General features: G+C 71.4%; 19 protein-coding genes and 1 tRNA gene. 10 read left to right on the forward strand and 10 right to left on the reverse strand.

The genetic code is table 11. The annotated features are described in order from the left end of the window. Positions 1–51 precede the first annotated feature (51 nt). Together AB0M43_RS17040 and AB0M43_RS17045 are read right to left on the reverse strand one after the other, a co-directional pair. Positions 52–444 carry a VOC family protein gene (locus AB0M43_RS17040; protein ID WP_363725546.1) on the reverse strand — a complete coding sequence of 131 codons (393 nt, stop codon included), beginning with the start codon at positions 442–444 and terminating at the stop codon, positions 52–54. 66 nt (positions 445–510) lie between these two features. Further along, a complete protein-coding gene (locus AB0M43_RS17045) occupies positions 511–726 on the reverse strand; it encodes a hypothetical protein (protein WP_363725548.1) in 216 nt (71 codons plus the stop codon). Between the two features lie 63 nt (positions 727–789). Here AB0M43_RS17045 and recQ point away from each other — a divergent pair, with 63 nt between their 5' ends. The 4 genes from recQ to AB0M43_RS17065 all read left to right on the forward strand — a co-directional run bounded on the left by recQ (position 790) and on the right by AB0M43_RS17065 (position 4842). Continuing rightward, positions 790–2613: a DNA helicase RecQ gene (recQ, locus tag AB0M43_RS17050; RefSeq protein ID WP_363725550.1), complete on the forward strand. Its 1824-nt coding sequence runs from the start codon at positions 790–792 to the stop codon at positions 2611–2613. Between the two features lie 257 nt (positions 2614–2870). Continuing rightward, entirely contained in the window at positions 2871–3341 is a 471-nt protein-coding gene (locus AB0M43_RS17055; protein WP_363725552.1) for a hypothetical protein, read from the forward strand. Positions 3342–3440: 99 nt separating this feature from the next. Further along, positions 3441–3968 carry an NADAR family protein gene (locus AB0M43_RS17060; protein WP_363725554.1) on the forward strand — a complete coding sequence of 176 codons (528 nt, stop codon included), beginning with the start codon at positions 3441–3443 and terminating at the stop codon, positions 3966–3968. 253 nt (positions 3969–4221) lie between these two features. After that, a complete protein-coding gene (locus tag AB0M43_RS17065; RefSeq protein WP_363725788.1) occupies positions 4222–4842 on the forward strand; it encodes a DUF4291 domain-containing protein in 621 nt (206 codons plus the stop codon). Between the two features lie 75 nt (positions 4843–4917). Here AB0M43_RS17065 and AB0M43_RS17070 read toward each other — a convergent pair whose 3' ends face one another. Further along, positions 4918–5343: a hypothetical protein gene (locus tag AB0M43_RS17070; protein ID WP_363725556.1), complete on the reverse strand. Its 426-nt coding sequence runs from the start codon at positions 5341–5343 to the stop codon at positions 4918–4920. Between the two features lie 115 nt (positions 5344–5458). On the opposite strand from AB0M43_RS17070, the gene AB0M43_RS17075 reads away from it, so the two are divergent. Further along, positions 5459–5989 carry a DUF4240 domain-containing protein gene (locus AB0M43_RS17075; protein WP_363725558.1) on the forward strand — a complete coding sequence of 177 codons (531 nt, stop codon included), beginning with the start codon at positions 5459–5461 and terminating at the stop codon, positions 5987–5989. A gap of 58 nt (positions 5990–6047) precedes the next feature. Then, positions 6048–7049 carry an HNH endonuclease gene (locus AB0M43_RS17080; RefSeq protein WP_363725560.1) on the forward strand — a complete coding sequence of 334 codons (1002 nt, stop codon included), beginning with the start codon at positions 6048–6050 and terminating at the stop codon, positions 7047–7049. 294 nt (positions 7050–7343) lie between these two features. Here AB0M43_RS17080 and AB0M43_RS17085 read toward each other — a convergent pair whose 3' ends face one another. From AB0M43_RS17085 to AB0M43_RS17095, 3 genes are all read right to left on the reverse strand, one after another. After that, a complete protein-coding gene (locus tag AB0M43_RS17085; protein ID WP_363725562.1) occupies positions 7344–7859 on the reverse strand; it encodes a DinB family protein in 516 nt (171 codons plus the stop codon). 479 nt (positions 7860–8338) lie between these two features. Further along, positions 8339–8411: transfer RNA gene (locus tag AB0M43_RS17090), tRNA-Arg, on the reverse strand. 25 nt (positions 8412–8436) lie between these two features. Continuing rightward, positions 8437–9525: an NlpC/P60 family protein gene (locus tag AB0M43_RS17095; RefSeq protein ID WP_363725564.1), complete on the reverse strand. Its 1089-nt coding sequence runs from the start codon at positions 9523–9525 to the stop codon at positions 8437–8439. Between the two features lie 114 nt (positions 9526–9639). Here AB0M43_RS17095 and AB0M43_RS17100 point away from each other — a divergent pair, with 114 nt between their 5' ends. Genes AB0M43_RS17100 through AB0M43_RS17110 form a run of 3 tightly spaced genes read left to right on the forward strand, consistent with a single transcriptional unit; the run spans position 9640 to position 13005 of the window. Further along, a complete protein-coding gene (locus tag AB0M43_RS17100) occupies positions 9640–9840 on the forward strand; it encodes a cation transporter (protein ID WP_363725566.1) in 201 nt (66 codons plus the stop codon). After that, positions 9837–10712 (forward strand): hypothetical protein, encoded by an 876-nt coding sequence (locus AB0M43_RS17105; protein WP_363725568.1) that lies wholly within the window; start codon positions 9837–9839, stop codon positions 10710–10712. Before AB0M43_RS17100 ends, AB0M43_RS17105 begins: the two co-directional genes overlap by 4 nt. Position 10713: 1 nt before the next feature. Beyond that, a complete protein-coding gene (locus AB0M43_RS17110; RefSeq protein ID WP_363725570.1) occupies positions 10714–13005 on the forward strand; it encodes a heavy metal translocating P-type ATPase in 2292 nt (763 codons plus the stop codon). Between the two features lie 151 nt (positions 13006–13156). On the opposite strand, the gene AB0M43_RS17115 is transcribed toward AB0M43_RS17110, so the two are convergent. The 3 genes from AB0M43_RS17115 to AB0M43_RS17125 form a co-directional block, all read right to left on the reverse strand. Further along, complete coding sequence (locus AB0M43_RS17115) at positions 13157–14848, reverse strand: WG repeat-containing protein (RefSeq protein ID WP_363725571.1); 1692 nt, start codon at positions 14846–14848, stop codon at positions 13157–13159. 149 nt (positions 14849–14997) lie between these two features. Then, positions 14998–16251, reverse strand: a complete 1254-nt coding sequence (locus AB0M43_RS17120; RefSeq protein WP_363725573.1) for an SAM-dependent methyltransferase — start codon at positions 16249–16251, stop codon at positions 14998–15000. After that, a complete protein-coding gene (locus tag AB0M43_RS17125) occupies positions 16232–16804 on the reverse strand; it encodes a CGNR zinc finger domain-containing protein (protein WP_363725575.1) in 573 nt (190 codons plus the stop codon). Before AB0M43_RS17125 ends, AB0M43_RS17120 begins: the two co-directional genes overlap by 20 nt. A 97-nt stretch (positions 16805–16901) precedes the next feature. Here AB0M43_RS17125 and AB0M43_RS17130 point away from each other — a divergent pair, with 97 nt between their 5' ends. Next, the gene (locus AB0M43_RS17130; protein WP_363725577.1) at positions 16902–17468 is read left to right on the forward strand and encodes a dihydrofolate reductase family protein; all 567 of its coding nucleotides are present in this window, start codon (positions 16902–16904) and stop codon (positions 17466–17468) included. A 61-nt stretch (positions 17469–17529) separates the two neighbouring features. Here AB0M43_RS17130 and eccCa read toward each other — a convergent pair whose 3' ends face one another. Then, positions 17530–21492, reverse strand: coding sequence for a type VII secretion protein EccCa (gene eccCa, locus AB0M43_RS17135; protein ID WP_363725579.1), 3963 nt, complete (start codon positions 21490–21492; stop codon positions 17530–17532). Positions 21493–21505 lie beyond the last annotated feature (13 nt).

Genomic DNA, 21505 nt, shown 5'->3' on the forward strand with positions numbered 1-21505 from the left:
GCCGGCCCGGGACCGGTGCGGTTCGAGCCTGGTGCGGCCCAGCGCGGCGATTCAGCCCAGCGCGGCGAACAGGTCCACAGCGTTGCCGTCCGGGTCGAGGACGACCGCGTAGCGCTGCCCCCAGAACGCGTCCCACGGCTCCTTGTGGCTGACGTGACCGGCGGCGACCAGGTCCGCGTGCAGCTTGTCGACCTCCGCCGGGGTCGCGCACAGGAACGCCAGCGCCATCCTGTGCCCACCCGTCGGCGCCGTCCACCCCGGGTCGAACGACCGGACCACGTCCACGGTGTCCCAGCCCAGCCGGAGCCCGCCCGGCAGCGCGTACTCCACGTGCGGCTCGGTGTCCGCCTCCGGTGGCAGGTCCAGGCCGAGGCGGCGGTAGAACGCGAGCGTGGCGGCCATGTCGGCGACAACGAGGCCGACCAGATTGAGCTGCGGTGTCATCCGACCACCGTACGGCCGCCGACCCGCGCCGGTCTTGAACAAATCAGACGTGCCGTTGGGCACTTGCTACTTGCGCCGCTTCCTGCTGATCGACACCCCGATGACGACCCCGACGACGACCAACAGAACCACCAGCAGGCAGCACACCAGCCCCACACCACGGAGCGCGCCCATCCCCTTGCGGACTTCCTCCAGGTCAGAGGCCCAAGCCGGCCCCGCGGTCAGTGCTCCGACGAACAGGCCGCCGACGACGGCGACACCCGACCTCATACGCGACATCATGCCGCCCATGCTAGTGCCGAAACGCCCGTTGGCGGCGGAAACGGGCCACCGTAGAATCGACGAATGGCTGCCACCAGTACCCAAGAAGACGCTCTGAAGGTTCTGCACCGGGTCTTCGGCTACGACGCCTTCCGGGGCAACCAGCAGGCGATCATCGACCAGGTGGTGGCCGGCGGCGACGCGCTCGTCCTCATGCCGACCGGCGGCGGCAAGTCCCTCTGCTACCAGATCCCCGCGCTGGTCCGCGAGGGCGTCGGCGTCGTCGTCTCGCCGCTGATCGCCCTCATGCAGGACCAGGTCGACGCCCTGACCGCGCTCGGCGTGCGTGCCGGGTTCCTCAACTCCACCCAGGACGCCGAGTCCCGCCGCCGGGTCGAGAAGGACTTCCTCGCCGGCGAACTCGACCTGCTCTACCTGGCCCCCGAGCGGCTCCGGGTCGACACCACGGTCCAACTCCTCGACCGGGGAAAGATCTCCCTGTTCGCCATCGACGAGGCGCACTGTGTCGCCCAGTGGGGCCACGACTTCCGCCCCGACTACCTCGCGCTGTCCATGCTGCACGAGCGCTGGCCGGACGTGCCCCGGATCGCGCTCACCGCCACGGCCACCGAGGCCACCCACACGGAGATTGCGACCCGCCTCCAGTTGGGCGACGCCCGGCACTTCGTGGCGAGCTTCGACCGCCCCAACATCCAGTACCGGATCGCGCCCAAGAACGACCCCAAGAAGCAGCTCCTCGACCTGCTCCGCGCCGAGCACCCCGGCGACGCCGGCATCGTCTACTGCCTGTCCCGTGCCTCCGTCGAGAAGACCGCCGAGTTCCTGGTCGCCAACGGCATCCCCGCCCTGCCGTACCACGCCGGCCTCGACTCCCGGATCCGCGCCGCCAACCAGTCCCGCTTCCTCCGCGAGGACGGCCTGGTCATGGTCGCCACCATCGCCTTCGGCATGGGCATCGACAAACCCGACGTCCGCTTCGTCGCCCACCTCGACCTGCCCAAATCCGTAGAGGGGTACTACCAGGAGACCGGCCGCGCCGGCCGCGACGGCCTACCCTCCACCGCCTGGCTCGCCTACGGGCTCCAGGACGTCGTCCAGCAGCGCAAGATGATCGAGACCTCCGAGGGCGACGCCGCCCACCGCCGCCGCCTCGGCACCCACCTCGACGCGATGCTCGCCCTGTGCGAGACGGTCCAGTGCCGCCGCGTCCAGCTCCTCGCCTACTTCGGCCAGCAGAGCGACCCCTGCGGCAACTGCGACACCTGCCTCAACCCGCCCGAGTCCTGGGACGGCACCGTGCCCGCCCAGAAACTCCTCTCCACCGTCTACCGGCTCCGCAACGAACGCAACCAGAAGTTCGGCGCCGGCCAGTCCATCGACATCCTGCTCGGCAAGCGCACCGACAAGGTGGTCCAACACGACCACGACTCCCTCAAGGTCTTCGGCATCGGCACCGAACTCAAGGACACCGAGTGGCGCGGCGTCGTCCGCCAGCTCCTCGCCCAGAGCCTGCTCGCCGTCGAGGGCGACTACGGCACCCTGGTCCTGACCGAGTCCAGCGACGACGTCCTCAAGTCCCGCCGCCCCGTCATGCTCCGCCGCGAACCCGAACGCGCCTCCCGCTCGTCCAAGTCCGCCAAGTCCGCGGCCGCCGTCGTCGACCTGGCCCCCGAGGCGGTGCCCGTGTTCGAGGCGCTCCGGGCGTGGCGGGCGGCCCAGGCCAAGGAACAGGGCGTCCCCGCGTACGTCATCTTCCACGACGCCACCCTCCGCCAGATCGCCACGGAACAGCCGACCACGTTGGGGGCGCTCGGCACGATCAGCGGCGTCGGCGAGAACAAGCTGGCCAAGTATGGGCAGGGGATTCTGGACACGCTTGCGGGCTGAGTGGGGGCGGCGGGCGGGTTTCGGTCGTTGCGGGCCGGTGCCGGTGCCGGTGCCGGTGCCGGTGCCGGAGTGGGCGCTGGCCGGGGCCGGGCGGGATGGCGGGCCGGGTGTCACGCCGGGCTGGTTTCGACGGGCGGTGTCTTACCTTCCGGTCGTGCGCCGTTGACGGCTGGCGGATTCCGGTCCAGGTCCGCAGCGGACGTCGGGCTGCCGCAATCCGGTTGCCGGGCATCGGGCCGTGCGCCAGGATCGGCGGCATGGAGACGGTCGCGCAATGGATCCGCACATCCTGGACCAAGGCGTCCCGGGGCGGGGCCGCGGCCACCCGGCGCAACTCGACCCCGCCCGGCTACCCGCTGCCGCTGGCGGTCGCCCCGCTCCTGCACGAGGTGACCCTGCACGAACGGGACGACTTCGCGCCGGTCTCCGAGCACCGGCGACCCACACCGACGGACCTGGCCGGTCTGTGGATCAGGGAGAAGGACGGCCTGCTGAGCATCGGGTTCGGTACCACGCAGGGCGTGCCGCGCCGGGAGTGGCGGCCGGGTCGCGTCCTGCTGGCCCGGGGCGAATGGCTGCGCTGGCGGATCAACTACCGGTTCTCGCACTGCTGCGGCGGGTGGAGCTACCAGGCGGACACCCTGAACCTCGCGCACGGCCCGGTCCCTGCGGACACCTTCCTCGGCGAACCGACCCGCCTGGTGGACGAGCGCGCCCACCTGCGCTGAACCGAGTTGACTGGGCCCGGGCAGTGGGGTGTCTGTAGCGAGCCGCCCACGCCCGGAACTCATTCGTCGGGCGCGCCGGCCTCTGGCACGCTGACCCGCATGGGTATGAAGTATCTGTTCTTCTGGGGACACCGCCCCCAGCCCGACGGCAGCGTCGGCCCCGGCTGCCTCAGCCAGTGGTGGCCGGCCCCGTTCACCGTCGACGGCGTCCGCTACGGCACCGCCGAACACTTCATGATGGCCGGCAAGGCCCGCCTGTTCGGCGACACCGAGACCGCCGCCCGGATCCTCGACGCCGGCGGCCCGGGCGCGGTGAAGGCCCTCGGCCGGCAGGTGCGCGGCTTCGACCAGGCGACCTGGGAGGCGCACCGCCTGGAGATCGTGGTGGCCGGCAACGTGGCCAAGTTCGGCCAGCACCCGGCCCTGAAAACCTATCTCCTGGGTACGCGCAACCGCGTCCTCGTCGAGGCCAGCCCCCTCGACCGGATCTGGGGCATCGGACTGGCCGCCGACGACCCCCGCGCGGCCGACCCGACCCGGTGGCGCGGGCTCAACCTGCTGGGCGTCGCCCTGATGTCGGCCCGCGACCAGCTCGCCGCCCAGGACAGCCGAGCGGCGACCGACTAGGAGCACCCGTACCCAGATGATGGTCTATGCGGTCAGGGTCGGACGGACCAGGACCGCCACGTGGCCTACGTCGAGGGATGAACCGCAGCGCGGTCGCGTTCCCGGGCTCGGCCATGTGCTCGCCCGAGTGAGGCCCAGCACCACGCCGCGACGTGCTCGATCCGTTGGAACCGTGACCGATGAGCCCGCCACGGAGGCGGCGCGCCGGGGAAATCCGCTGGCGGCCCTGGACATTCGCCCACACGATGACCTGGTGAACTTTCCCGCCCGACAGATCCGGGCCCGCCACACCCCCGACACGATCACGGTCTACCAGGCGTACCCGCCGGAGATCGCCGAGCCCGCCCTCGCCGCCGGCCGCTTCGTCGCCCCCTTCAAACGCGAGCGCATGACCTGGATCAAGCCGTCGTTCCTCTGGATGATGTACCGCTGCGGCTGGGCCACGAAGCCAGGCCAGGAACGCGTACTCGCCATCGAGATCTCCCGCGCCGGCTTCGAATGGGCCCTGGAGCACTCCTGCCTCAGCCACTTCGACCGCGACCACCACCCGAGCCGGGAGGACTGGACCCGCCAGCTGCGCGCGAGCCCGGTGCGGATCCAGTGGGACCCGGAACGCGCCCTGAACCTCGCCCCGCTGCCGCACCGCTCCCTCCAGGTCGGCCTGAGCGGCGAGGCCGTGACCCGCTACATCGACGAGTGGACGGTCGACATCAGGGACGTCACAGCCCTGACAACCCAGATCCATCGACGGGTACTGGCCGGCGACGCCCCGGCCGCCACCGCCCTCCTACCGGAGGAGCCGGCGTACCCACTGCCCGACCGCGTGGCGCGGGTCATCGGCGCGAGTGGCCACGAGGCGCCCGCGACCACCTAGTCCGGGACGGCTCGGGCCGCGAGGCGCTCAGCGCCGGGGCTGCTCGGGCCGCGAGGCGCTCAGCGCCGGGGCTGCTCAGGACGCTGGCGTGTGTCCGGGGTCGCGGGGGACCGCCGGCCTGGGGTGCCGAAGCGTGGCCAGGGCCGCGAGGTTGGACGCGCCGTCGGCGTTGCCCGCGTCGGCCGCGCGCTGGTACCACTCCATGGCCTGTTCCCGCTCGTCGAGATGGTCGAAGATGTGCCCGATCTCCACCATCGCGTCGGTGTGCCCCGTCGCGGCGGCCCGGCGCAGCCACGGCTCGGCCTGCTCCTCGTCACCTTCGCAGCGGAGGACGACGCCGAAGGCGTACATGCCGTCGACCGAACCGGCGGCGGCGGCGCGTCCGTACCAGTCGAGGGCTTCCGGGTCTTCCGGGTCCTCCGCGCCGATCAGGTCGGCGAGCGCGACCATCGCCTCGGTGTCGCCGGCCTCCGCGGCCTTTCTGAGCTCCAGGGCATCCATGCCGCGAGGCTAGCCTGCCACCGGGGCGCCCCGCGTCCCACCGATCCGGTGACGTGGCTCTCCGGGCCCGACCGCCTGTCACGAAATTGTCAGAGACCGTGGCTACGATCGCGGAATGACTGGTACGGACACCCCGCAGCTGCCCACCGCCGAACACGAGGCCCGGTTCTGGGCGCTGGTCGAGTCCGCCTGGGCGCGCCTCGACCCCCAGGTCAACGCGGCGCGACGCGCCCTGGCGGTGCGCGAGCCCGGCTCCGAGGTGGACGTCATGCTCCTCGACGGCGCGCTCGACGGCCTCCTGGAGAACCTGGCCGCCGACTCCGAGAGCCTGTCGGGCGCCGAGCTGACCGACCTCGACCGTGTCCTGGAGCGCAAGCTGTACGACATCGACCGCGCCGACATCCAGGAAGTGACCGACGGCTCCGACGACGGCTTCCTGTACGCGCGCGGGTTCATCGTCGCCCTCGGCCGGGACTTCTACGAGGCCGTGGCGCGTGATCCGGAGATGGCGGTGATGGACGCCGAGTGCGAGAGCATGTGCTACTTCTTCGCGCACCTGCACCGCAAGCGCTTCGGCGACTTCCCGGAAACCAACTCCGGCATCTCCCGCGAGTCCTGCATGAACCCCACCGGCTGGCCGAGCTGACCTCTTCTGAGCGTTCAGGGGGCAGTACTTTCCGCTAGTTCGCCCTAGGGTAGGTGGTGTGACGCTAGCCGAAGTGACCCGCCCGGATGTGTTGGCAGCTCTCGCCGAGTTCGACCGTGTGGGCCGGGAGGAGTTCCTGGCCTCGGCCGGTTTCGGGACTGCCCGCGAGTACTTCATCGAGCACGACGGTCAGCGGTACGACTCCAAGGCGATCGTCGGATATGCCCACGGCGTGAGCCAGGGTGTTCCGCTCAGGTCCGGCGACTTCACCGGCGGCGACAAGTCCGTGGCGACGTTGCTGCGGAACCTTGGTTTCGTCGTGCGGCAGATCCGCAACCCTGACTGGACGCGCGACGAGATCGTGCTGGCCTGCGATCTGGTAGTGGCCAACGACTGGAAACTCGTCGGCGTCAACGACCCTCGCGTGTCGGAGCTGTCCGACCTGTTGCAGACAGCCGCCATCCACCCGGTCGCGGCGCGCGGCGACCGATTCCGCAATCCTGCGGGAGTCGCGCGCAAGACGTCCGACATCGCGACCCGCCACCCCAGCTATACCGGGGCCCCGACCCATGGCAACAGGCTCGACGAGGAAGTCCTACTCGAGTTCATGGCACAGCCGGAGGAGATGCGCGCGTACGCCGACGCCCTGCGCGCCGAGATCGAAGCGGGCGAGAAGGCCGAGAGGCCACCAGTCGCGGATCCGGACCTGGAAGGGCACTCGGCCGACGAGGGCCGGGTGCTACAGCGACTCCACCTGCGGCGCGAACGCGACCCCAAACTGAAGTCCGCCAAGCTCGCGGCCGCCAAGCGCCAGGGACAGGCCATCGCTTGTGAGGTGTGTGGCTTCGACTTCCGCCTGACGTACGGGCCCCGTGGCGAGGACTACATCGAGTGTCACCATCGAACGCCGCTGTCCGTCAGCGGGCCGACCAGGACTCGGATCGAAGACCTCGCGCTCATCTGCTCCAACTGTCACCGCATGATCCATCGCAAGGCCGATGACTGGCTCACGGTGGAGCAACTAGCGGCCCTTGTGGGCGAGCAGCGAGCCCAGCGATAGCTAGGGCTGGTCGACGTGGTTCCCATAGGCGCCACGGGTGTGCCTCTTCCCGCCCTGCACGAACCGACTGGGAGCATCTCCAGACGGTTCGGGCCTGACGGGATGGACCCGACCCGAACCGGAACCACAAACTCTTTGCAAAGTACCCACGGACCCCGGGTCCATCCTGGAGCCTGCCCGTCAGGCGAGGACATACCGTTGCTCTTTCGGCAATCGGACAGCTTGCCGTCGTCCGAGTCGGTGTCGGTGTCGGTGTCGCCCGATGCTCATCATGGTGGGCGTCCGGTTCTGAGCTCAGTAGTAGCCGGTCTCGCCGTCGAGGATCTCGCGGATGATGTCGAGGTGGCCCACGTGCCGGGCCGTCTCCTCGATCATGTGGATGACCATCCAGCGCAGGTTGGCCTGACCGCCCCACGTGATCTCGGGCCGGCGCCCGGACTCGTCCAGCGAGTGCGCCGCAAGGATCTCGTTCGATCGTGCGCAGGCATGCTCGTACTCGTCGAGCAGCACGGCCAGCGGGCGGCCGTCGGTCTTGAAACTGAGGTCCTCCTCGCGCTCGTCGAACCATGGAGAGTCGGCGGGGCTGCCCAGGAACAGCACCTCGAACCAGAGGTGCTCGGTCCAGCGCAGGTGTGAAACCAGGCCGGCCGCAGTCATGAGCGGGGAGGCCGGGAGCACAGAGCGGTGCGCGTCCACCTCGGATAGGCCCTCGCACTTGTAGCGCACGAGGGCACGCTGCATGTCGTACCAGCCTGTGAGGGAAGTGCGCTCGTCGGCGTCGAAGGGCGGCCGATCACGGAGAAGGGTCATGGTGCCCGACGCTAGCCCCGACGCCCGGCACCGCACCAGGCATATTCCAGTCGGGCCGCGCGTGCTCTCGCTGAGTGCCCCGCGGTGGCTTCTGGCACTGTGAGGGCGTGGCCGCCGTCGGTACTTCGGCGGCTTGCCGCCGGACGGACTTGGGCGGCAACTCGGAAGAAGTACTGCTCGCCGTGTACGAGAAGTGCCTCGACGATGGGGAAGCTGCGGTCATGGCGAAGATCGCGAAGGGCCTTGAAGGCTGGGCGGCAAGGTGGCGTGGGACCCCGGGACGGCTCCGGGGTCCTTCCGCATTTCACAGACGTTCCGCGTGGCCTTCGCGACCTGGGAAAACGTCCCAAAGGTCATTCCACGTACTTTCCGCGACCGCTGAAAAACTGCGGCTCCGAGTGGCATGCGGCTGCATGTAGAAGAACCCCGATTGACCAACGTTCGCGCTGGTGAACAGGGGTTCTGGCTGGTGTGTGAGGTGCCCCCGGCAGGAATCGAACCTGCGACACACGGTTTAGGAAACCGATGCTCTATCCCCTGAGCTACGAGGGCGGCCCTGAGAGTCTAGCGAACCCTCTCACCCCGCCGACGCCCCCCGCACCCGGGGCCGCCCGAAGCTGTGCACAGGCATCTGGTTCATGGGTGCCATCGTGATCCGCTGCCCCGGTTGCGGCGCGTGGATCACCCGCCCGGCGCCGGCGTACACGCCCACGTGGTGCACGTCCGGGTAGTAGAAGACCAGGTCGCCGGGGCGTAGTTCGGATGCCGGCACCGGGTCGGTCACCTGGCGCTGGAGCTCCGCGCTGTGGGGGAGCGAGACCCCTGCGGCCCGCCACGCCGCCATCGTCAACCCGGAGCAGTCGTAGGCCCCAGGGCCTTCAGCCCCGAACACATAGGGGGTACCGATCGCGCCGTACGCGTACTGGACCGCCGCCCCGCCCCGCCCCAGCTTGAACGGCGGGACGTAGGAGTCGCGCGTCTCCAGGCGGCCCAGGCCCCAGCGGGCGGCCGTGAAGGCGGTCAGTTGTTGTTCGATGTGCGCCTTCTTCGTGGCGATCTCGCGTTCGGCGCGGGTCTGTTGTTGGAGGGAGGCGTCGAGGGCCTTCTTCTGGGTTTCGAGGCCGGCCTTGGCGGCGTTGAGGGCGTCGATCTGGCGGCGGTTGCGGTGGGCGAGGTGGTCGACGATGGCGAGCTTTTCGGCGAGGTCCTCGGGGGAGGTGGTGTTGACGAACGCGTTGGCGGTACTGATGGAGCCGCCCTGGTAGAGGGCCGAGGCGAGCCGGCCGACCTCGGTGTTCAGGGTGGCGACCCGGGTGCGGAGGGGGGTCAGTTGGGTGTCGAGGGCGGCGGTCTGGGCGCGGGTGGCCTTGAGTTGCTCGCGGGCCAGGTCGTACTTCTCGATGATGATCTCTAGTTGTTGCAGGGTCTGGTCGAGTTGCTGGTCGGTGACCGCGGGCGGGTCGGCGAGGGCCGTGCCGGCGGGGAGGGCGGGCAGCAGGACCAGGGGGATCAGGGCGAGTGAGAGCCAGCCGAGAAGAGACCGTGACCCGGCCGCGCGCTGGCAGGCAACGGACCCGGGCGCGGCGCTCTGGTAGGCAGCCGGCCCGGGCTGGGCGCGCGGCCCGGTGGGCCGCAGGGAGCTGGTGACGTGGACTGCTGTCCGCATTCAGTACTCCCAGAAGGTGATGAACTAGACACCTGAGGATAGGAAAACTCCACAATATGGGCAACTCGGACACTCGACTTGGAGAAAGATACCCCCCGGGGGTACGGTGAGGCCATGGATACGACCTACACCGTTGCCGGTATGACCTGTGGCCACTGCGTCTCCGCGGTGAGCGCCGAGCTGACCAAGCTGCCGGGCGTGAGCAATGTGACCGTTGACCTGGGGAGCAAGGCCGTCACCGTGACCAGCGCGGGGCCGCTCGAGCTCGACGTGGTCCGGGCCGCTGTCGACGAGGCCGGATACGAGCTGTCATGACCAGCAGTCCGCCCGTCCGGCTCGGCGTCTTCATCGGCGGCCTGAGTGTCGCGCTGGTGTCCGGCTTCCTGATCGGCAAGGTCGCGGGGCCCACCAACGTGCCGTCGAACCCGTCGGCGCACGCCCACGGTGCGGGCACCACCGCGTCGGGGGACGGGCACGACCACGGCGCGACGGGCACCGGGGACGCGACGGGGCTGGCGATCAGCGCCCAGGGGTACACGCTGGTGCCCGGGCGGGCCGAGCTGGTCGCGGGGGAGAGCGCGCCGTTCACGTTCACCGTCGTCGGGCCGGGCGGCAAGGTGGTGACCGAGTTCGCGCAGGTGCACGAGCAGCGGCTGCACATGATCGTGGTGCGGCGCGACCTGTCGGGCTACCAGCACGTGCACCCGACGATGCGCGCCGACGGGACGTGGGAGCTGCCGCTGACGTTGCGCGAGCCCGGAAGTTACCGGATGTTCGCGGACTTCACGACCAACCTCACTCCACTGGTACTGGGGGCGGATCTCACCGTGCCCGGGACGTACCAGCCGACCCCGTTGCCCGCCGCCGCCCGCGAGGCGAAGGTGGGCGGGTTCGACGTGACGTACGAGGGGACGCCCCGGATCGGCGCCAGTCAGCCGCTGCTGTTCCGGGTGTTCACGGCCGGGTCGCCGGTGACGAACCTGGAGCGCTACCTGGGCGCGTACGGGCACCTGATCATCGTCCGCGAGGGCGACGTGGGGTACGTGCACGCGCATCCCGAGGCGGAGCTGTCCGGCGGCGCGATCAAGTTCTGGTTCACCGCGCCGGGTCCGGGCCGGTACCGGGCGTTCCTCGACTACCAGGTCGGTGGCACGGTGCGGACCGCCGAGTTCACCGTGGTGGTCTGAGATGGCCGAGGTGCGGCTCGACATCGGCGGCATGACCTGCGCGGCGTGCGCGGCCCGGATCGAGAAGAAGCTCAACCGGATGCCGGGCGTGACCGCGCTGGTCAACTACGCGACCGAGACCGCGAAGGTGAGCTACGCCGAGCCGGTGACGGTGGCGGAGCTGGTCGCGACGGTGGAGGCGACGGGGTACACGGCGAGCCCGCCCGCGCCGGTCCGGGAGGAGAGGGCGGAGGAACGGCCGGACGACGGGCGTACCCGTCTGATCGGTTCCGCTCTTCTGACTCTTCCTGTGCTGATCCTGTCCATGGTGCCGGCCGCCCAGTTCACCTACTGGCAGTGGGCCGCCCTCACCCTGGCCACCCCGGTCGTCACCTGGGGCGCGTGGCCGTTCCACCGGGCCGCGTTCGTCAACCTGCGGCACGCGGCGGCCACGATGGACACCCTGATCTCGGTCGGCGTCGTCGCCTCCTACGCGTGGAGCCTGTGGGCGCTGTTCCTCGGCGGGGCCGGCGTCGCGGGCATGAAGATGGCCATGGGCTGGCCGGGAGCCTCGGCGTCCAACGAGCACCACATCTACCTGGAGGTCGGGGCCGCGCTGACCACGTTCCTCCTCGCCGGCCGGTACTTCGAGCACCGCGCCAAGCGCAAGGCTGGCGTCGCGCTGCGGGCCCTCGCCGAACTGGGGGCCAAGGAGGCGACGCTTGTCGACGGGTCGACCGTGCCGATCGAGCTCCTCAAGGTCGGTGACCTGTTCGTCGTGCGGCCCGGGGAGAAGATCGCCACCGACGGCACGGTCACCGAGGGCGGCAGCGCCGTCGACAACAGCGCCGTGACCGGGGAGTCCGTCCCCGTCGAGGTCGGGCCGGGGGACGCCGTCATCGGGGCCACGGTCAACGTCGGCGGGCGGATCGTCGTGCGGGCCAGCCGGGTCGGGGCCGACACCCAGCTCGCGCAGCTCAGCCGGATGGTCGAGGACGCGCAGAGCGGCAAGGCGCCCGTGCAGCGGCTCGCGGACCGGGTGGCGGCCGTGTTCGTCCCCGTCGTCCTGCTGCTCGCCACCGCGACCCTGGGCTTCTGGTGGGGCACCGGGAACGGCCTGACCGGCGCGTTCACCGCCGCCGTGGCCGTCCTGATCATCGCGTGCCCCTGTGCGCTGGGCCTGGCGACGCCGACCGCGCTGCTGGTCGGCACCGGGCGGGGCGCGCAGCTGGGCATCCTGATCCGGGGGCCGGAGATCCTGGAGTCCACCCGGCGGGTCGACACCGTGCTGCTGGACAAGACGGGCACGGTCACGACCGGGCAGATGGTGGTGACCTCGGTGACGGGGCATCCGGACACGCTGCGGTACGCGGGGGCGGTCGAGCATGCCGCCGAGCATCCGATCGCGCGGGCGATCGCGGCGGCGGCGGGTGCGGGGGCGGTCCGGGTGGGCGGCGACCCGGGCGCCGGTGCCTCGGCTGCGGCGGGCGGCCGTGCTGACGGCGCGGCGGGGGGCGGCCGTGCTGACGGCGCGGCGGCGAGCGGTGCGCGGGCCGGCGGCGTCGTGCCGGCGGGTGGCACCCTCCTGGAGCCGGTCACCGACTTCCAGGCCCTCCCCGGCCTCGGCGCGATGGGCACAGTGGACGGTCGCCGGGTCCTGGTCGGCCGCGCCGCCCTCCTGCGCGACCACGGCATCCCCACCGGGGCCGACGGCATCCTCGTCGCCTGGGACAACGCCGTGCGGGGCACGATCACCGTCGAGGACCGGGTCAAGGACACCTCCGCGCGGGCCGTCGCCGAGCTGCGCGCCCTCGGCCTCACCCCCGTCCTGCTCACCGGCGACGCCCGGAGCACCGCCGAGAAGGTCGCCGCCGAGGTCGGCATCGACACCGTCATCGCCGAGGTGATGCCCGCCGACAAGGTCGCCGAGGTGAAACGGCTCCAGGCGGACGGCAAGGTCGTCGCGATGGTCGGCGACGGGGTCAACGACGCCGCCGCCCTCGCCCAGGCCGACCTGGGCATCGCGATGGGCACCGGCACCGACGCGGCCATCGCCGCCGCCGACCTGACCCTGGTGCGGGGCGACCTGCGGGTGGTGGGCGACGCGCTGCGGCTGTCCCGGAGCACGCTGCGCACCATCCAGGGCAACCTGTTCTGGGCGTTCTCCTACAACCTGGTCGCGCTGCCGATGGCGGTCGCGGGCCTGGTCACGCCGGTCGTCGCGGCGGCGGCGATGGCGCTGTCCAGCGTGCTGGTGGTGAGCAACAGCCTGCGCCTGTTCCGCTTCACCCCCACAAACCAGAACATCATCTAGTTACGGTGGGAGCCGGCCCGGGTTCCGGAGGCACTGCCCACCGCGCCGGCCCCGCGAGGTACGCCCACGCGGGGCCCCCGGGCCACGGAGCCTGCCCGCGCGGGGCCCCGGACCACGGAGCCGGCCCCGCGCGGGGTCCTGACGGCCCGCTCTACTCCTCGCCGCCTGACCGGGACGGCTCTGTGCCGGTGACCCAGGCCAGCCAGATCTGGTTCTCGAAGTTCCCGTCCCCGGTGTCCCGGTGCCACTCCAGCACCAGCTTGCCGGCGTCGAACGTCCACACCCGACAGCCGTCCGGGAGTCCGCAGGCCAGCGGCGCGTACTCCCCGGTCGGTGGACCGAACCGTTCGACGAGCCGGCGGTCCCAGTCGGCGAACAGCCCCCGGAACACCTCCTCGTACTGGTCCTCCAGGAACGGGTACGTGCTGCTCGCCTCGTCGTTGACGTGGTCGCTGGCCAGGACGACGATGCCGCCCAGCCAGGTCACCTCGTCCCCGTCGTCGTAGTCCGGGTGGAAGTCCAGGTCCATCGGGTCCCGCCAACCGCCGAAGACCAGCGAACACGGCCGGTACGGCACCGGTTCGGCGGCGAGCATCCGCTCGGCGGCGGCCACCACGTCCTCCCGGGAGTCGCGCATCTCCTCCGGTCCCAGGGCCAGGTCCGGGGTCAGCCGGCGGAACTCGCCCCCGTCCGGCCCCGAGGCCCACAGCTCGCCGCCGTCCGGACCGGTGAGCCGGGCCCGCCCGTCGGCCACCTCGTACCGGGCGACGGGGCGGGCGTGGGTGTCCAGGTACACCCAGGAGGCGTCCCAGGACAGGAACGGCGCGATGCCCTGGCCGTGGCCGTAGCCGATCACCATGCCGTCCCAGTCCGAGGCGGGTTCGCGCATCCCGGACGGCAGGTACTCCCCGTCGGCGCGCAGCACGCCCCACTCGTCCCCGCGCAGCACGATCGCCGCCCCCGACCGGTGGAAGTCGGTCGCCCAGGTGAACGGGCCCTTGATGGCGGACCGGCCCACGAAGCCCAGCCCGGGGAGTGGGCTCGTCCGGGCCAGCCCGCAGGCCATCTCCTCCGCCAGGTGCCGGTCGCCGGTCGCCACGACCTTTCCGGCGGAGTCGAGGTAGCCCTGCGGCTGGGGGTTCGAAGACTTCGGATACGGCTCGGCGAAGTAGGCCAGGCCGTCCTCGTTGAAGGCGTTCAGCGTCGGGAACCGGGGCTCGATCAGCCAGCCGCCGGACCGGTCGATCAGGCCCCAGTACTTGCCCGTCCGGGCCGGGGCCGCCGCGCCGTCCGCCGAGAACGGCCGCACCCGGTCGAACGTCGGCCCGATGACCGTCGCGCCGGACCGGTCCACGAACCCGATCGGCCCGTCCGGCACCCACCGCGCGCTGGCCAGCCCCCCGGAGAACGCTCCGACCTGCGCGAACGGGCCCTCGATGGCGGTTGCCCCCGTGGTGTCCACGAACCGCACCCGGCCCCCGTCCTCCACCGACGCCAGGCCCTCGTAGAACCCGCCGACCGCGTCGTGCACGGGCTCCACGACCACCCGGCCGGTCCGGTCCACGAAGCCCCAGCCGGACTCCGCGCGGAACCGGGCCAGGCCGTCGGGCGACATCCGTTGCGCCGCGAGCAGGGTGGGTTCGACCAGCCACCGGCCGGCCGCGTCCAGGTAGCCCCAGCGGCCGTCGAGGGCCTGGGCCACGGCGGTCCAGTTGCCCGCGCCGTCCTCGTCGTAGGCCCAGACGGTCAGCAGGTCGGGGGCGCGCAGCAGTCGGCCGGCGCGGTCGAGGAGCGCGGAACGTTCACCGTCCGGTGTGGGCACGAGCAGCACGTAGGGAGGCATGGCGACACGGTACGACATGGCTGTGACACGGCCGGGCGGCGGCGGATTCCGGTGCCCCGCACCGGTACCCGTCGCGAACTGTCCTTGGATCTTGCCGACCGCGCCCTTGTGTCACCGTGCCTCGGCGGCGGCTCCGGGCGGCTGGTCGGTCAGGTGGTGAGCAGGGTGCCCAGGTGCGGGGCCACGTGCCACTCGTCCACCAGGGCCGCGAACTCCGTCCCGCCCGAGACCGTGCCCGTCCGGGTCGCCCGGAGCAGCAGGTTGCGCGGGGTGTGCGCGGAGTCGACGAACTCGGTGACCTCGACCCGGTAGCCGTGCTGGCGGAGGATCAGCGCGCGCAGGCTGTCGGTGAGCACGTCCGCGAACCGTTCCCGCAGGATCGGCTGCCCGACCAGCGGCGACGGGTGCTTCTTCAGCTGGGCGGCGATGTCGTGGTGGCAGCACGGGGCGACCAGGATGTGCTCCGCGCCCCAGCCGACCGCGCGGGCCAGGGCCTCGTCGCTGGCCGTGTCGCAGGCGTGCAGCGCGAGGACCACGTCGGCCGACTCGACCGGGGCCTCCAGGATCGTGCCGGCCACGAACCGGACCTTGTCCGCCCAGCCCAGCTCCTCGGCGAGGGCGGTGTTGCGGTCCCGCTGGTCGGCGCGCACGTCCACGCCGATGAGTTCGGCGTCGATGCCCTGGGAGGTGAGGTAGCGGTAGGCGGCGAACGTCAGGTACGCGTTGCCGCAGCCCAGGTCCACGATCCGCAACAGGCGGCCGGGGGTGCCCGGGGCCAGCTCCGCGGCGCCGGCGGTCGGGGCCGCGGAGTCGCCGGCGGACGGGTGCGGGGAGTCGCCGTCGGTGGCCGGGGTCGATGGGTCGCCGGATGCCGCGTCGGGGGCCAGCCGGTTGGTCGCGTTCCCGGACCCGGCCGGCCGGCGGCCCAGGGTCGCGTCGAGCGCCCGGAGGAACGCGTCCACCTGCCGGCGCTTGGCCGCGTTCCCGCCGATCAGCCGGTAGATCGGGTCGTCGGGGGCGAGCAGGTGCTCCTTGGCCCGGTCGTGGCTGGTCACGGCCGTGTGCGCGGCGGCGTGCCGGGACACCTGGGCCTCGCCCTTCTTCGTGACCCGGAGCTGGATCGTCTCCGACACCGTCTCCACGTGCCAGTTGCCGAACGGTTCCGCGAGCAGTTCCGCGACCACCGGGTCGGTGAAGTCCACGTTGCGGGTGTGCGGCCGGTCGGACGTCACCACGACCTGGAGCCGCCGGACCCCCTTGAGGGTGACGGGCCGCAGTTCGGCACGGACCCATTGGGGGGTACCGGACCGGCGCTTGCCCGCCGCCACCGCCCGGACGAGCCGTTCCGGGTCGGTGAGCTGCCCGCGCAGCTCGTCGAGGGCGTCAGTCAGTGGCTGGGGCATGTGCGGCCTGTCGTTGTCGGTACTTCTTGGTCTTGTTCCGGTTGCCGCAGAGCTCCATCGAGCACCAGCGGCGCGACGAGTTCTTGGACGCGTCGTAGTAGGCCCACTGGCAGTCGTCGGCCGGGCAGATCTTCACCCGGTGCCATTCCGGGCCGGACTGCACGATATCGGCCAGCACCTCGGCGAGCGCGGCCCGGGTGCCGTGCCCCGCCGGCACGAGGTGGGGGAGCTGGGCCACGAGGGGCAGCTCGGCGGCGACGGCGCGCAGGCCGGTCTGGTCGCGGGCCGTGCCGCCCCGGTGGTGGGTGACGGCCTCGGCGCGCAGCTCGGTCCGCAGCCGGCGGGCCAGGTCCAGGTTGGCCTCGGACGGCTCGGCGGCCAGGCGGGCGGCGGTGTCGGGGCGGCCCCGGTCGGCGGCCAGCGGGGCGTGCGCGGCCAGCCACTGTCGGAAAGTTCCGAGATCGCGAAGTTCGTCCGCGCCGGACTGGTAGATCTCGACGGAGTTCAGCAACGACTCGACCAGCCACAGCCGGTCAGGAACGCCACCACTCATGCCTCCCAGGGTAGCGAGCCGTGGGTGGGGCCGCGTCGCTCTGGCGTCCGGGTGCCCGGGGATGGTAGACCGGCAGGATCGGGAACAGGAGAAAATCATGCGAAAACTGACCTATTATGTCGGCGCGACCATCGACGGGTACATCGCGGACCCCGACGGGCGGTTCGACTTCTTCCCGTTGGAGGGCGACCTCATGACGGCGATGATCGCGGAGTACCCCGAGGTGATCCCGACCCAGGTCCGCGGCTTCGTGGGGGTGGCCGACGCGCCCAACGAGAAGTTCGACACGGTACTGATGGGGCGCGGCAGCTACGAGCCGGCCCTGGCTGCGGGCAACCCCAGCCCGTACGCGCACCTCGCGCAGTACGTGTTCTCCCGGACGCTGACCTCGACCGATCCGGGCGTGGAGATCGTCGCGGGCGACCCGGTGGCGTTCGTCCGGGGGCTCAAGGAGCGCGACGGGCGGGGCATCTACCTGTGCGGCGGCGGGAACCTGGCCGGCCAGCTGCTCGGCGAGATCGACGAGCTGATCGTCAAGCGGTACCCGATCGTGGCCGGCTCGGGGATCCCGATGTTCGGCGCCCCGTTCGCGCCGAACCACTTCGCACTGGTCGACAACCGGTCCTTCGACACCGGCACCGTGTCGACCTTCGTCCGGGCGTAGCCGTTCTGGGCCCGCTGGGGGCGACGACGCGCGCATCGTCGCCCCCAGCGGGCCCCACCCACTAAGACGGTTCCGACCAGGCCAGCTGGATGAGGTTCGCCCCGTCGCGGCGGCGCACCAGCGTGCCCCGGCCCGGCGGCAGCGGGCTCGGCTTGAGGTTGCCGAAGATCGCGCCCTCGTCCCGGTTGCCGGACATCAGCAGACCCGGGCAGTCCAGCTCGCGGAGCCGCTGGATCACCGGGTCGTACAGCGCGCGGCTCGCGCCGCCCATCCGGCGGGTGATGATGAGGTGCAGCCCCAGGTCGCGGGCCTGCGGCAGGTACTCCGAGAGGGCGGTCAGCGGGTTGCCCGCCGAACCGGCCACCAGGTCGTAGTCGTCGACGAGGACGAACACGTCGGGGCCGTACCACCAGCTGCGGTCGCGCAACTGCTGCGGCGTGACGTCCGGGCCGGGCATCCGGTCGACCATCGCGGCCCGGACCGAGCCGAGGATGTCGGAGAAGGCCTGGCCGGACGGCGCGTACCCCAGAAGGTGGTCGGGGTTGAACTGGCCGAGGAGCGCCCGCCGGTAGTCGGCGACGATCAACCGGGCCTGGTCCGGCGTGTACTGCTCCGTGACCGTCTGCCCGATCAGCCGCAACAGGCTGCTCTTGCCGCACTCGGCGTCCCCGAACACGATCAGGTGCGGCTCCGTCTCCATGTCGAGCAGCACCGGGGCGAGCGCCGTCTCGTTGATGCCGATCGGGATGCCCTCCTTGGCCGTGACCTTCGGCAGCTCGGAGATGTGCAGCCGCTCCGGCAGCAGCCGGACCTTCGGGGCCGGGGCGCCGGGCCACGCGCCCCGGATGTTGCTGACCAGGGCGGCGACCCCCTCGGAGAGGTCGTCGACGATCTTGACCCCGTCCATCCGGGGGATCGCGGTGAGGAAGTGCAGCTTCGACTTCGTCACACCGCGACCGGGCGAACGCTCGGGCACGTTCATCGCGGCCCGGCGGTCGAGCTCGGACTCGCCCGGGTCGCCGAGCCGCAGCTCGACCTTCGTGCCGAACAGGTCGCGCATCGACATCCGCACCTCGGCCCACCGGGTCGCGGCGAGCACCACGTGCACGCCGAAGCCGAGGCCCCGGTTGCACAGGTTGGCGAAGGTCTGCTCGAAGTTCTCGTACTCCTGCTTGAAGGCGCCCCAGCCGTCCACGACGAGGAACACGTCGCCGAACGGGTCGTCGGCGAACTCGCCCGCGTTCCGCCGCCGCCGGTACGTCGCCATGGAGTCGATCCCGAGGGCCGTGAACCGGGCCTCGCGCGCGTCGAGGAGCGACGTGACCTCGGAGATCGTCCGGCGGATGCCGTCGATGTCCATCCGGGTGGACACCCCGCCGACATGCGGCAGGTCCCGCAGGGCCATCAGCGTGCCGCCGCCGAAGTCGATGCAGTAGAACTGCGCCTCGCGCGGGGTGTGCGTCAGGGCCAGCGAGGTGAGCAGGGAACGGAGCATCGTGGACTTGCCGGACTGCGGGCCGCCCACGATCACGACGTGGCCGCCCGCGCCGTCCAGTTCCAGGTACATCGGGTCGCGGCGCTGCTCGAACGGCTTGTCCACGATGCCGACCGGGACCGCGAGCCGGCCGGCCCCGCTCCAGTTGGCGGGGGTCAGGCCGCGGTGCGGGTCGGTGACCAGCGGCGGGAGCAGTTCGGCGATCGTCGGCGGCTCCGACAGCGGGGGCAGCCACACCTGGTGGGCGGGCGGGCCCTGGCCGCGCAGCTTGTCCACGATCACGTCGAGCATGGAGGTCTCCTTGCCGTGCGCCTCCGCCTCCTCGACCTCGACGGGCAGGTCCGCGGGCGCCTCGGGGATCGGCACGTACGCCACGTCGTAGGGCACGATCCGGCGCTGGAGCAGGGTGTGCGACTTGGCCTGGATGCCGGTCGGCCGGTACGCGCCCGACACGTACGCGCCCCGGAAGCGGTGCATCGTCGTCGTGTCGGACTTCAGGTAGCCGTGGCCGGGGGCGTTGGGCAGCTCGTACGCGTCGTTGACGCCGAGGACGATCCGGGACTCCACGGCCGAGAAGGTCCGCAGACCGATCCGGTACGACAGGTACGTGTCCAGGCCGCGCAGCTTGCCCTCCTCCAGCCGCTGGGAGGCCAGCAGGAGGTGCACGCCGATCGACCGGCCGATCCGTCCGATCTGGACGAACAGGTCGATGAAGTCGGGCTTGGCGACGAGCATCTCGGAGAACTCGTCGCAGATCATCAACAGGCTGGGCAGCGGGGCCAGCGGTTCGCCGGCGAGGCGCGCCTTCTCGTACTCGTAGCGGGAGACGTAGTTGCCCGCCGAGCGCAGCAGCTCCTGGCGCCGGGTCATCTCACCGGCGATGGCGTCCTGCATGCGGTCGACCATCGGCAGCTCGTCGGACAGGTTGGTGATCACGGCGCTGGTGTGCGGCAGCACGTCCAGCGAGGCGAACGTCGCACCACCCTTGAAGTCGACGAGGACGAAGTTGACCTCCTCGGACGAGTGGTTGATCGCCAGCGCGGCCACGATCGTGCGGAGCAGCTCCGACTTACCCGAACCGGTGGCGCCGATGATCAGGCCGTGCGGGCCCATGCCCTCCTGCGCGGCCTCCTTGATGTCCAGGTCGACGGGGATGCCGTCGGGGCCGACGCCGAGCGGGATCCGGAGCTTCTCGCGGTTGGGCCGGGGGTGCCAGCTCTTGCGCGGGTCGACCTTGGCCGCGTCGGACACGCCCAGCAGCTCGGGCAGCTCGGTCGCCACGTTGAGCGCCTCCTCGCCGCCGCCCCCGGTGGACTGGAACGACAGCCGGTACGGCGCGAGCTGGCGGGCCAGGCCCTCCGCCTGCTCCAGGGTCATCCGGTCGGGGGTGCCGAGCGGGATGACCCGGTCGCCGCGCACGCCCTGCACCGAGGTGGACGTGACGTCCAGGGGCAGCAGGCCGGCCCAGCCGTGCCGGGGGGTGAAGCCGGACAGGTCCAGCACGGTGGTGCCCTGCAGGCCCTGGCCGGCGAGGTGGCAGTTCGGGGAGGAGTCGCCGCCGTCGAGCACGACCACCAGGTGCGGCTGCGTCATGTTCGGCTTCTGGTCGGGCGCGTGCCGGGGTCGGCCGGAGACCTGGTCGCCGAGCAGCTCCTCCAGCTCCTCCAGGCTGCTGAACACCATGCGGAGCGGGCCGGCGGCGTCGGTCTGCGGCTCGTACAGCGAGTGCGGGAGCCACTTGACCCAGGACCACTCGGCGACCCGCTGCGCGTTGGTCACGATGGCGATCTGCAGGTCCTCGGGCGACTGGAACGTGGCCAGCTGGCACAGCATCGACCGGACGAGGTCGGTGGACACGGCGCGCTCGCCCCGGAACACCAGCCGGCTGAACGAGCGGATCGACAGCGCCATCGGCACGTCGTTCACGGTCGAGTGGGTCCGGACGAACCGGCGGAGCGCGATGGCGCTCATGGGTTCGAGGTCCTCGACGGGTTTCGTCTCGGGCGTGATGAGCTGGATCGCGAGCTTCTGCGGGCCCACCGCCACCCGCGTCTCGCCGAAGTCGTTGTCCGGGGCGCGGCGCTCCCACCGGCGCGAGGACGCCGCGATCGACCACAGCGAGTCGGGCTCGGGCTGCCGCCACTGGAGCGCCTCGCGCTGCTGGGAGCTGGCCTTGCGCGCCCGCTTGCGCATCTGGGTCAGGTAGCGCATGTAGTCGCGCCGGGCGTGGTTGAGTTCGGCCTTCTTCTCACCGCTGCCGCTGGTGAACTGGCTCATGCCCATGCCGAGCATCGAGATGCCGAACAGGCCGCCGGTGATCCACGGCATGGCGGAGTTGCCGCCGCCGCGGCCGGCGTACATGAACATCATCGCGCCCATGCCGGCGAGCATCGGCAAGATCATCAGGATCTGGCCGAGACCCTTCGGGGTCGGCTCCGGAAGATCGGGCGGCGACTCGAGCAGCAGCTCCCCACGGGGAACCTGCGGCCCGGCCTGCCGTGCGGGCCTGCGGAACAGAACGGTACCCATGCCACCTCCTCGG

The sequence above is a fragment of the Longispora sp. NPDC051575 genome (assembly GCF_040681875.1).
Classification (GTDB): domain Bacteria; phylum Actinomycetota; class Actinomycetes; order Mycobacteriales; family Micromonosporaceae; genus Longispora.

Coding starts and splice junctions, on each gene's coding strand:
- AB0M43_RS17040 (WP_363725546.1), bottom strand. CDS start 444: ATGACACCGCAGCTCAATCTGGTCGGCCTCGTTGTCGCCGACATGGCC.
- AB0M43_RS17045 (WP_363725548.1), bottom strand. CDS start 726: ATGATGTCGCGTATGAGGTCGGGTGTCGCCGTCGTCGGCGGCCTGTTC.
- recQ (WP_363725550.1), top strand. CDS start 790: ATGGCTGCCACCAGTACCCAAGAAGACGCTCTGAAGGTTCTGCACCGG.
- AB0M43_RS17055 (WP_363725552.1), top strand. CDS start 2,871: ATGGAGACGGTCGCGCAATGGATCCGCACATCCTGGACCAAGGCGTCC.
- AB0M43_RS17060 (WP_363725554.1), top strand. CDS start 3,441: ATGGGTATGAAGTATCTGTTCTTCTGGGGACACCGCCCCCAGCCCGAC.
- AB0M43_RS17070 (WP_363725556.1), bottom strand. CDS start 5,343: ATGGATGCCCTGGAGCTCAGAAAGGCCGCGGAGGCCGGCGACACCGAG.
- AB0M43_RS17075 (WP_363725558.1), top strand. CDS start 5,459: ATGACTGGTACGGACACCCCGCAGCTGCCCACCGCCGAACACGAGGCC.
- AB0M43_RS17085 (WP_363725562.1), bottom strand. CDS start 7,859: ATGACCCTTCTCCGTGATCGGCCGCCCTTCGACGCCGACGAGCGCACT.
- AB0M43_RS17095 (WP_363725564.1), bottom strand. CDS start 9,525: ATGCGGACAGCAGTCCACGTCACCAGCTCCCTGCGGCCCACCGGGCCG.
- AB0M43_RS17100 (WP_363725566.1), top strand. CDS start 9,640: ATGGATACGACCTACACCGTTGCCGGTATGACCTGTGGCCACTGCGTC.
- AB0M43_RS17105 (WP_363725568.1), top strand. CDS start 9,837: ATGACCAGCAGTCCGCCCGTCCGGCTCGGCGTCTTCATCGGCGGCCTG.
- AB0M43_RS17110 (WP_363725570.1), top strand. CDS start 10,714: ATGGCCGAGGTGCGGCTCGACATCGGCGGCATGACCTGCGCGGCGTGC.
- AB0M43_RS17115 (WP_363725571.1), bottom strand. CDS start 14,848: ATGCCTCCCTACGTGCTGCTCGTGCCCACACCGGACGGTGAACGTTCC.
- AB0M43_RS17120 (WP_363725573.1), bottom strand. CDS start 16,251: ATGCCCCAGCCACTGACTGACGCCCTCGACGAGCTGCGCGGGCAGCTC.
- AB0M43_RS17125 (WP_363725575.1), bottom strand. CDS start 16,804: ATGAGTGGTGGCGTTCCTGACCGGCTGTGGCTGGTCGAGTCGTTGCTG.
- AB0M43_RS17130 (WP_363725577.1), top strand. CDS start 16,902: ATGCGAAAACTGACCTATTATGTCGGCGCGACCATCGACGGGTACATC.
- eccCa (WP_363725579.1), bottom strand. CDS start 21,492: ATGGGTACCGTTCTGTTCCGCAGGCCCGCACGGCAGGCCGGGCCGCAG.